The organism is Salinivibrio sp. MA440 (genome assembly GCF_001996265.1).
Lineage (GTDB): Bacteria > Pseudomonadota > Gammaproteobacteria > Enterobacterales > Vibrionaceae > Salinivibrio > Salinivibrio costicola.
Map to the genome: position 1 here is coordinate 47,435 of NZ_MUFI01000022.1, position 9,956 is coordinate 57,390.

The following is a 9,956-nucleotide window of genomic DNA, read 5'->3' on the forward strand; positions in this document are numbered from 1 at the left end:
ATGCACTGACATTATTTATAGGTTTGGTGGTAAGCTGTCACTATGCGAATTCTGCTGCTAATTATTTTTACGTTGACAGCTTGGCCAGCGATGGCGGCGAGTACATTTTCAGAGCAAATGACTGCGTTCCGGGCTCAGTTACTGTTGGCGGATCCTGTTGCTCGTTATAACCTCATCGGTATTAACCGTGCTTTTCCACGTGTGTTGCTCAGTCCAGAGAGCCTATTGCCACAGACGGCGCGCTACCCACTAAAAGATATTCGCCGGCTGTATCAGGCTGCGCAAAAGTGTCAAGGACCTTGGCCAGTGAATCCGCAAGTGACAGAGCCTTTGGTGTTTACTCGTGCCATGTGTAATAACACCCAGCTTCCGGTTGCTTGGTTTTCTCGCTCTGGGTTTATTCATCCAGGTGGCGGGAGCTATGCGGCCAAATACGCGGAGAAATATCCAGCGCGACGCAGCGAGCTTGTGCGCTTTTTTCATATCCAAGAGCGACCCAAAGCCGAACCTGACAGTTTACTCGGTCGACTGCAAAGAATGGATTCATCAGCCGTCGAGGCATTGAATAGCGGCGCCAAAACCTTGGTCAGTCAAAATGAAATGTGGATCCGTGTGGGCAGCTATTACCATTTGTATGCCGCGCAGCAATGGCAACCTCTTGTTGCTGAATTTGATTTACACCTTACGCCTCGGGGGGAGCAAGATTTTTGTTTGGCTCGTGTGGGGAACATCTGTTGGAATGAAGAAAAAGCGCCTAGCTATTGGCCTTATCTTGTCGGCGCGCTGATTATCATCAACCTGGTTGCGCTCGGTGGTTGGGGATTCAACCGATGGACGGTACAGCGTCGGTTGATGCAAGAGCGTATGCTGGTATTACAAATATTGACGCACGAGTTACGTACCCCCATTGCCAGCTTGTCGATGACGGTTGAAGGGTTTCGGCGTAAATTCGATACGTTACCAGAGCCCTTTTATGATGAGTTTCGTCGTTTGTGTGAAGATTCAAGGCGTCTAAAACAGCTGGCGGAAGCGAGTAAGGATTATTTGCAGTCGAATCAAAAGCCATTGGGCAAAGAAACGATTCCGTCTATCGAAGAATGGTTAGGATACATTTGTGAAGAACATCAAGTGACGCTTCAGGTGAGTCAAGATGGCGCGGTGCGGGCCAATGTCTATTGGTTGACGACATCATTGAACAATTTGATTGCCAATGCGGTCAAATATGGTGTCGCCCCGGTTGAAGTGCATGCAAAGGTATCAGCGGATCGTTTCACCATTGCAATATGCGACCAAGGCGATCTGACCGCCAAGGATTGGAAGCACATACGTAAACCCTTTGTCAGCCAAAGCGGTCTTGGGCTCGGGCTGACGATCGTAGAATCGATGATTGAGAGAATGGGGGGCAAGTTAATCCTTTCTGGTCCACCCACCACATTTACTTTGGAGATTCATTGTGACGCAACCGACGTTACTTCTGGTTGAAGATGATGCCAATCTAGCAGACGGCTTATTGGCAAGTTTGGAGCAAGCGGGCTACCAGTGTTTATATGCTGATAGTGCGACGAAAGTTGCTGAGTTATGGCGTGATGCGGATCTTGTCATCTTGGACCGCCAACTGCCTGAAGGCGACTCAATCGAATGGCTCGCGGATTGGAATAAACTCAAAACCGTGCCAGTGATCTTGTTGACAGCCATGGTGTCCGTGCGTGATCGCGTTGGCGGGTTAGACTCGGGCGCTACCGATTATATCACTAAACCCTTTGCCGAAGCAGAGCTGCTCGCGCGCGTGCGTGTCCATCTTCGTCACCCTGTCGGAGAAGCGGAAATATCGAGTGACGATCTCGTGATCAATGAGGTGAGAATCGATACCGCGAGTCGTGCAGTCTTTTGTGGTGACCAAGAGATGACATTGACACGCACTGAGTTTGACTTGTTGCATTTCCTCGCCAAAAACGCAGGGCGTGTATTTACGCGTGATGAATTGCTCGATCAAGTGTGGGGGTATAACCATTATCCTACCACGCGTACGGTTGACACCCATATATTACAACTACGCCAGAAGCTGCCCTCGGTGAATATCGAGACGCTACGTGGCGTCGGCTATCGCATGAAGGCATGATGAAAACGCGCGCTCTCTTTGGACTATTAGCAACTATGCTGGGTGCTGGTGGCGCGCAGGCCGCGTGGTTTAACGGCAATGACGCGTTAACCAGTGCCCATCAGCGCCTATTAAATGGAAAAACCGCAGCCAGTGTAGAGGCCATGATTGAAGCCTGGCAGCAACCCAATCTTTCTGCTGCCAAGCAGGATCATCTCGCTCAGCTGCTTGCGCTCGCGATCACGGAGGACTGTGGGCGCAGTTTAAGCCAAAAGACATTGCCTGATTGGTTGAGCAATATATCTGTGCGTCGCGAAACGGTCCAAACCACGAGTCGGGTGTATTATCGGCTCCAAGTGTCAGGGGAGTCGCAAACGGGGGTGAATGCACTCACGTTAAAAAAATGGCCGGATAAAACGGTGATGCATGGTGAGTTCTCTCCGGCGCAGCAACACGGTTGGCGTTTGATCAAAGATGGCCTTTCCGATCCTATTTCCCAAGGTCTTTATCAACTCACAGCAGAGTCAGTATCAGGCCATACGTGGTCGAGTTGGTTGCTTCTGACCCAGCCTCAGCCACGTCAAACATTGAGCTGGAAAGATACCCGAAGCTGGCACATTGCCCCTTTTGATGATTTTAACTCAACCTGTCAACGGCCCTTTCTGAGCCTTAACCTGTATCCGCACAATCAACCGGATGGTGCCCCGATCTGGTCTGCTGAAAAGCATAAGCGGCTTCCTACTCAGCTGCCAATGTTAGATGTGCCTAATGGTCAATACTGGTTTAGTGTTGCCCTGATTGAACGGCGCTGGCAGGGCGCGCTGTCAATTGAAGAAGTTCAGCGTATCGGCCGGGCGATTGATTTACCGGATTTGGATCCTGACGCTTTAAATAGGATAGCGCCGAGCCGCTCAGACAAACAAAGTGACGAATAAATAGACATTTGCGTTATGGTCAATTTGATAAAGTTCACACCTTTTTAGTGAGTTCGGTCCAATTTTTCACTTTTACCTCTATGCTTGCCTTTTAAATAGCAAATCAAAACATAGGGGTAACGCAATGACCTTTAAAACAAAAGCGCTTGTGGTGGCACTGGCCGCATGCTCAACCAGTGCGTTGGCGGCGACTAACCCAACCGATGCCCGTGCCAATGCCATGGGTGGGGTAGGCGTGGCATCGGGGGATTATCTTTCCGCAGGCTTTCATAACCCAGCTTTGGCTGCACTTGATCCCGATAGCGCGTTTGGGGTGCTTATCCCGTATATTGGTGCCGAAGCGCGAGATCCCGATGAGCTTATTGACGGCCTCGATGATGTCGCCGATGCGTTTGACCAACAAGATGCAACAAAAATTGAATCTTCACTGAGAGCGGTGCAAGGCGATAAAGCCTACGTCAATGCCGGTGTTGGTGCTGCGGTGGGGATTCCCACAGGCTCTATCTCGGCGACACTCTATACATCTGGGTTAATTGAGGGAGCAGTCTTAACAGATATCGATTCCGATGACTTTAATCAATCAACTGGTAACTTTACACCAGAATCCTCAGCAACCATTCTTGCCGCCGGGGTTGGTGAGTTAGGGGTCGCACTGGCAACCAACCTTGATATTGCCGGCCAGCGCGTCGCGGTGGGGGTAACGCCTAAACTGCAACGGATCACTACCTATAACTATGGCGTCTCGGTTGATGCTTATGATAGCGATGACTGGGATGACAGCCGCTACCGCGAAGAAGAAAATGCTTTCAATCTTGATTTGGGCGCCGTGTGGCAATCGGGCCCGTACCAGATCGGCCTTGCCGGTAAGAACCTGGTTAGCCAAGATGTCGATACCGTAACCATCAATAACAACCGTTTCACTTATGAGCTTGAGCCGCAATTTACCCTGGGCTCGGCGTTTGTGTCTGACTTTGTGACCGTTGCTGCCGATTTAGATCTCAACAAGAAAAGCGGCTTTAAAGGTACGCTTAATGTGGATGATGACACCCAGTTTTTCCGAGTCGGGGCAGAGTTTGACGCCTTTGGCCATGCGCAACTACGCACCGGCTATCGTGCGGATCTAGAAGACAATGTCGATAATGCCTTTACCCTCGGTCTTGGTTTATCCCCCTTTGGTGTCGCCAATCTTGATATCGCCGCGAGTATCATCGATAGCAACAGCTATGGTGGTTCCGCTCAGCTGGCCTTTACGTTTTAAATCAGTTACTGCATGACAAATGATTGGGCAGGCCCTAAAATGGCCTGCCTTTTTTAATCATCACTTACCAATCATTGATCATCAAGAGAGTAACCGAATGTTTGACGGCGTTACGCTAAACCACGAGCAACAACAAGAAGCGGCAGAGCGCATTCACGCGCTGATGGCAAAAGGCATGAGCAGCGGTGAGGCGATTATGCAGGTTGCCAATGAAATACGTTCGCAAGCAGCGCAAGCGGCTCAAGCCTCTTCGTCTGAAGAGTGAGACACACTGCAAACATATTGTGTTTTTATTTACAATTCCAACAATCCCTGATTAATTTAAAGTAGGTCAGTAAAGGAGTGTTGGATGGGTAGTCGGCTGGAACAAGCGCGAGAGTGGGCGAGGGTAAGACATGCCCTCCAGCGGTATGGCGCTCAGCCCTATCGTTGTCACCTGGATCATGTCGAGCGGATTGCCACGCCTTTTGGTGAACAAGCACGTATTGTGGCGCAACTGCACGATATTTTGGAAGACACCGCGACGCGTGTGGATGAGATCTCTGCGCTTTTCGGCCCCACGGTAGCCCGCGCTGTGATGCTGGTGACCGATCCGCGCCGACCCAATCGCGAAGAGCGAAAACGCGCGTTAAACCAGCGTTTGATTGTGCTTGATGTCACGGATGAGGCGGCTTGGCTTGCCTTGGTGGTAAAAACCTGTGATCGACTCGCGAACGTCATTGCCAGTAGTGAACACAGCCCAAAACGGTTTGAGCAATATCAACGCGAACACGGCGGCTTTCGCGTTGCTGTATATCGCCCCGGTTTGTGTGACAACTTATGGCAAGAGCTAGATGGCTTGATTGATGCCGGCCAACACGCAGACCGACATCCTGATCATCAGCTCCACGCGTCGATCTCTTAACCGCTGTTTTCGACGACGCGGTTAATGCTTAGTCGTTAGTTATCTAAGTCATACACAGTTGGGACGGGCTGTCGTTTGTGCTGCGTTGCCTGGTACACCTTAATAATCTTCTCTTTCACCGCATTATCGACTGGCTTACCTTCAAGAAAATCATCAATTTGCTCATACGTGAGTTGTAATGCGTCTTCGTCGGCTTTTTGTGGCGATAAGTCTTCCAAATCCGCGGTAGGGACTTTATGAACTAACACATCCGGCGCCTCTAAGTGGGCGGCAAGTTGACGCACTTGGCGTTTATTGAGACCAAATAAAGGGGCAAGATCGCAGGCGCCATCGCCGAATTTGGTATAAAAGCCGGTGATGTTCTCTGCTGAGTGATCGGTGCCGAGGACCAAACCTTGGGTTAAACCGGCAATTTCATACTGTGCAACCATTCGGGCGCGTGCTTTAACATTGCCTTTGGCAAAATCAATCCGCCCTTCGTTTGCTGGCAATAGCCCAACTTCCGACACTGCATCGAGTACCGATTGATGTGTACCGTCGACACCGGGTTTCACATTGACGGTCACGATTTTACTTGGTTGGATAAATGATAGCGCGAGTTGGGCTTCATCCTCATCTTTTTGCTCACCGTAGGGTAAGCGTACCGCGATAAACTGATATTGCTCGGTGCCTGCGGCTTGATTAAGTTCGTCAACGGCTAATTGTGCCAGTTTTCCACATGTTGAAGAATCGACGCCTCCACTAATGCCTAATACAAGACTCCGGGTCCCTGAACGTTGTAGCATGGCTTTGATAAACGCAATGCGACGGCGTACTTCGAGTGCTGCGTCAATCGTGGGTTGCACGCGCATTTCTTCGCGGATCGGGTGTTCCATGTTGTGTTCCTCTTTTTAACTCTGGCATGCGACTTTAATGAAGGTTTGGCTGCGTATTATTGTGCATGATCTCTGGCGCGTTGGGTATAGCCAAATCAATCCCTTCGCGTTGCTGGTTACGTGTTAGGTTTTTGATTGGTTTCATGGCATCATTATGCGCGATATCCACCGCATCCAGAATGGTTCGGCTAAGAGAATACGATGACAGAGCAAATTGCAGTGTTTGGTAGTGCTTTTAATCCGCCGACGCAAGGCCATGCGTCGGTATTAGCACAACTGAACCACTTTGATCAGGTATTGCTGGTCCCTAGCTACAAGCATGCTTGGGGGAAAGCGATGGCGCCTTATGACACTCGCTGTGCGTGGGTGCGGACGTTTATCGATGATGTCGCGCTCTCGAACCTGACACTATGTCAACGCGAGGCATCTCTTGGCGCTGAAGGTGACCCTGTCACAACATTTATGCTGCTGAGTGCGTTACAGCAAGATTATCCAGAGGCCGCGTTAACTTTTGTTGTTGGACCAGACAACTTGGTTAAGTTTGGTCAATTCGCGAACAGTGACGAGATCCTTGCGCGCTGGTCTGTATTAGGAATGCCAGAAAAAGTGGTGGTCCGAAGTACCCACATACGTGAACGACTCCAGCAGGGACTACCCATTAGTGAGTTAACCACCCCGAACGTCGCGGCACAGCTAACCGATTCAGCGTTCAGGGCGTATTAGCACATGATAGATTGATTCGTCTTGTGTATCACGCCTCGAAGGTGTCGGTATAACGCGCATACAGTGATTCTGCTTGCGCGTGCGCGATGCCGATATTTGTCGCCGCCTTGGTTAATGTTTGCCCCGATTTAAGGGCTGCACGGAGTTGTCTCACGATAAAATATTCGTGTAAATCTTCCATGGTCAGTTGCGTGAGTGCTTGTAATTGATAGTGTTGTTCAGCGTTTGCGGGTGGTTGACCTGTTTGCGCTCGTGTCACACAATCTGCCAAGCTTTGGGTTTGTCGGTCGAGTGTTTGTGACGGTGTCATGAGTGAAACCTGATCTAATGCGACAGCTTGAAGCCGGCGTGCTTGCGCTGATGATGACGGCTGATATCCTGACGTAAGCAGTGCACAAAGGCTGGCAACAAGCAGGGGGGACACCTCGACATGGCCAACTTGTGTAGGCAGCTTCTGCGTGACACGTGGCGATATGGCCAGTTGATGTACTCGTGTGTTTGGCGTGATGGTCAGGGCATGCAAACACTCAAATGGAAGCCAAAACCCTTGACCACTATGCACAGGGATATCGGCTTTCCCTAAGCGAACAAATACGACGCCGTCTTCAACAAACAGCAAATTAGCCGTGTAACGACGCTTACGAGGCGTGAAAGTCAGTGATGATGATTGGTAAAAAGTATGTTCGCTGGTGTACTTCATAATGGCGTCTCAATGTAACAAGGCGGCAATGGTGAGCACTTTTGCTGTTAAGGTCAAGTACACACCCCGAAAGGGAACCCTTTTGGTGCAATAAGGTCTGACCTCCAACCTGTGGAAAATATCGGTGGATTCACTTTGAATCCTTGTTTGGCTGCGTAAAATAGCGCGGTTTTTATTAGCTATAATGGAAGAACGTGCAGACAGTTAACGATCCCTATCAAGAGATTCGTCCTTATTATGACGAAGAAGTTCCAGGTGCGATTCAGCGTCTTATTCAAGATGATGAATTTATCAATGCGATTCTGTCTTATCGCTATCCACACGCATCAGGCCCGCTCGGTTGGCTACTCAAGCCTGCGCTAAAACTGTATCTGACCAAAAAGTGGAATAACATCAGAACCGTACAGGATGTGCAGCTACATGTTGCCAGCTATATGCGCAAGATGATCAAAACAAGCTGCGATAAAGTCACGGTCTCCGGTGTTGAAAATCTCGACCCAAGCCAAGCGTACCTCTTCGTCTCGAATCATCGGGATATTGCCATGGATCCCGCCTTAGTGAATTGGTGTTTGCATCAGCGCGGATTAGATACGGTAAGAATCGCCATTGGTGATAACTTGTTGCGTAAGCCGTGTGCAACGGAGCTGATGAAACTGAATAAAAGTTTTATTGTTAAGCGCTCTGCTAAAGCCCCCCGTGAAATGATGAAATCGCTATCACAATTATCCGCTTACTTACGTGTTTCTCTCGATGAAGGGCAGTCTATATGGATTGCGCAACGAGAAGGGCGAGCAAAAACCGGCGAAGACATCACTGATCCTGCGATCTTAAAAATGTTCTTTATGGAAGGCCGAAAACGTAAGCAAGATTTTGATACGTACATGGGCAACTTAAACGTGGTTCCTGTAGCAATATCGTATCAAAACGACCCTTGCGATCTGGACAAAGCGACGGAATTGGATGCGGTTAAACGATTAGGGGCGTACGAAAAGAGTGAGTTTGAAGACATTCAGACCATCGTCAAAGGTATCGTCGGCAACAAGCGCCATGTTCATGTCGCCTTTGGTGAGCCAGTGACATTGTCACAAGATACGCCTGACTCCATGGCGGCGAAGATCGATAGCCAAATTCATCAGCTGTATCGGCTGTATCCGGCCAACTATATTGCGGCTGGGGTAGAACATGACAGTGTCACACCAGCCGAACGCCGTCTTTACGAGCAAAAAATTGCTCAAGCGCCTGAAGCGGCGCGTGAATATTTGCAACAAATGTACGCCAATCCAGTTCTCAACCAACAGACAGTAGGTGCTGTTCTGTCAGATGACGACGTCGTCGACGTTGTAGGAGAACAAAACGCCGAGTGACCTTGTCACTTTATTGGCGATCCCAAGGCGGTGGATCGCCAATTTCATCACGCATGAAATCGACAAACTCTCTGACCTTGGGCGCAAGATGCTTACGCCGTGGGTAAACGATATAAATTGGCAGTTCGAGACAAGGCTGCCAGTCGGGAAGTACCTCAACCAGCTCACCCGTGTCTAACTCATCGTTTAATAGATAGGTCGCGAGATAGGCGATCCCTAATCCCGCTTTGACTGCTTCGAGCACCGCTGGGGCATTATTGATTGTGTATTGGCCGCTGATATGAACCACTTGTTCCGTGCTGGCCTTGGTGAAGGGCCATTGGTCATAACGACGTTCACGGCTTTGATAAGTAATACAGTCATGATGACGTAATTCATTAAGTTGTTGCGGGGTGCCGTTATTCGCAAGGTAGGTTGGGGCAGCAACCAGTTTGAACTGACAGTCTGCTAATTTTCTCGCCACCATCCCCTCAGGAGGGTGCTCATGAATCGCTACCCAACAGTCATAGCCTTCTTCGACCAGGTTAGGTCGATGGTCGAACAAACTAATGTCGAGATTAAGATCAGGGTACAGCTGTCGGAATTTGGCAAAATGGCGCGTCATTATAGTATTACCGAATGACTGCGCGACGCCGATTTTTAGCTTACCGGTTACCTCATTCCGATAACCTGCGACCATGGCTTCGGCTTCATCTAAGGTTGCCATTAACTGGCTACCATAATCCGCATATCGAGTTCCCACTTCGGTCAACGATACCGAGCGGGTGTTACGCTGTACCAGTTGGACGCCCAAACGATCCTCGAGGTAACGAACCTGTTTACTCACTTGTGATTTGGAAATACCAAGTCGTTCAGCGGCGCGCGTAAAATGCTGCTCTTGTGCAACGGCAGCCAACACCACAATTTGTTGGAGATGTTCGAGCATAGTCTGTGCTTCCATGTTCTCAGTAGGGTGAGACTACCACATATTTCCCTGCCTCTGGAATTAATAGTGACAACGTCACACTAAGCTATCAGAGAAGCACCGTAAAACCCCCTTCCTTTTCTTTTTTCTATCTTATTGTTTTTTAATGTCAATATATTATTGTTTCCTGTGAGA

The 9,956-nt window shown here is 49.4% G+C and carries 11 protein-coding genes; 8 read left to right on the top strand and 3 right to left on the bottom strand.

Annotated features, from left to right (window positions below):
- Window positions 1-42: 42 nt before the first annotated feature.
- From BZG80_RS08665 to BZG80_RS08690, 6 genes are all read left to right on the top strand, one after another.
- The gene (locus BZG80_RS08665) at window positions 43-1,482 is read left to right on the top strand and encodes an ATP-binding protein (protein WP_077677100.1); all 1,440 of its coding nucleotides are present in this window, start codon (window positions 43-45) and stop codon (window positions 1,480-1,482) included.
- Window positions 1,454-2,119, top strand: a complete 666-nt coding sequence (locus BZG80_RS08670; RefSeq protein WP_077460768.1) for a response regulator transcription factor — start codon at window positions 1,454-1,456, stop codon at window positions 2,117-2,119. Before BZG80_RS08665 ends, BZG80_RS08670 begins: the two co-directional genes overlap by 29 nt.
- A complete protein-coding gene (locus tag BZG80_RS08675; RefSeq protein WP_241833887.1) occupies window positions 2,119-3,033 on the top strand; it encodes a DUF2861 family protein in 915 nt (304 codons plus the stop codon). The genes BZG80_RS08670 and BZG80_RS08675 overlap by 1 nt, the downstream gene beginning before the upstream one ends.
- A gap of 124 nt (window positions 3,034-3,157) precedes the next feature.
- Entirely contained in the window at window positions 3,158-4,291 is a 1,134-nt protein-coding gene (traF, locus tag BZG80_RS08680; RefSeq protein ID WP_077679143.1) for a conjugal transfer protein TraF, read from the top strand.
- A 97-nt stretch (window positions 4,292-4,388) separates the two neighbouring features.
- Window positions 4,389-4,556, top strand: a complete 168-nt coding sequence (locus tag BZG80_RS08685; protein WP_077460953.1) for a YoaH family protein — start codon at window positions 4,389-4,391, stop codon at window positions 4,554-4,556.
- A gap of 84 nt (window positions 4,557-4,640) precedes the next feature.
- Window positions 4,641-5,195 (top strand): HD domain-containing protein, encoded by a 555-nt coding sequence (locus BZG80_RS08690; protein ID WP_021023844.1) that lies wholly within the window; start codon window positions 4,641-4,643, stop codon window positions 5,193-5,195.
- 35 nt (window positions 5,196-5,230) lie between these two features.
- On the opposite strand, the gene nadE is transcribed toward BZG80_RS08690, so the two are convergent.
- Window positions 5,231-6,070, bottom strand: coding sequence for an ammonia-dependent NAD(+) synthetase (gene nadE / locus BZG80_RS08695; protein ID WP_077669203.1), 840 nt, complete (start codon window positions 6,068-6,070; stop codon window positions 5,231-5,233).
- A gap of 201 nt (window positions 6,071-6,271) precedes the next feature.
- Here nadE and BZG80_RS08700 point away from each other — a divergent pair, with 201 nt between their 5' ends.
- On the top strand, window positions 6,272-6,793 hold the full coding sequence (locus tag BZG80_RS08700; protein ID WP_021023841.1) for a nicotinate-nicotinamide nucleotide adenylyltransferase: 522 nt from the start codon (window positions 6,272-6,274) through the stop codon (window positions 6,791-6,793).
- A 28-nt stretch (window positions 6,794-6,821) separates the two neighbouring features.
- On the opposite strand, the gene BZG80_RS08705 is transcribed toward BZG80_RS08700, so the two are convergent.
- Window positions 6,822-7,493: a hypothetical protein gene (locus BZG80_RS08705; RefSeq protein ID WP_077679144.1), complete on the bottom strand. Its 672-nt coding sequence runs from the start codon at window positions 7,491-7,493 to the stop codon at window positions 6,822-6,824.
- 194 nt (window positions 7,494-7,687) lie between these two features.
- On the opposite strand from BZG80_RS08705, the gene BZG80_RS08710 reads away from it, so the two are divergent.
- A complete protein-coding gene (locus tag BZG80_RS08710) occupies window positions 7,688-8,857 on the top strand; it encodes a 1-acyl-sn-glycerol-3-phosphate acyltransferase (RefSeq protein ID WP_077460763.1) in 1,170 nt (389 codons plus the stop codon).
- 10 nt (window positions 8,858-8,867) lie between these two features.
- Here the strand turns inward: BZG80_RS08710 and BZG80_RS08715 are convergent, their stop codons facing one another.
- Window positions 8,868-9,782, bottom strand: a complete 915-nt coding sequence (locus tag BZG80_RS08715; RefSeq protein WP_077460762.1) for a LysR family transcriptional regulator — start codon at window positions 9,780-9,782, stop codon at window positions 8,868-8,870.
- Window positions 9,783-9,956 lie beyond the last annotated feature (174 nt).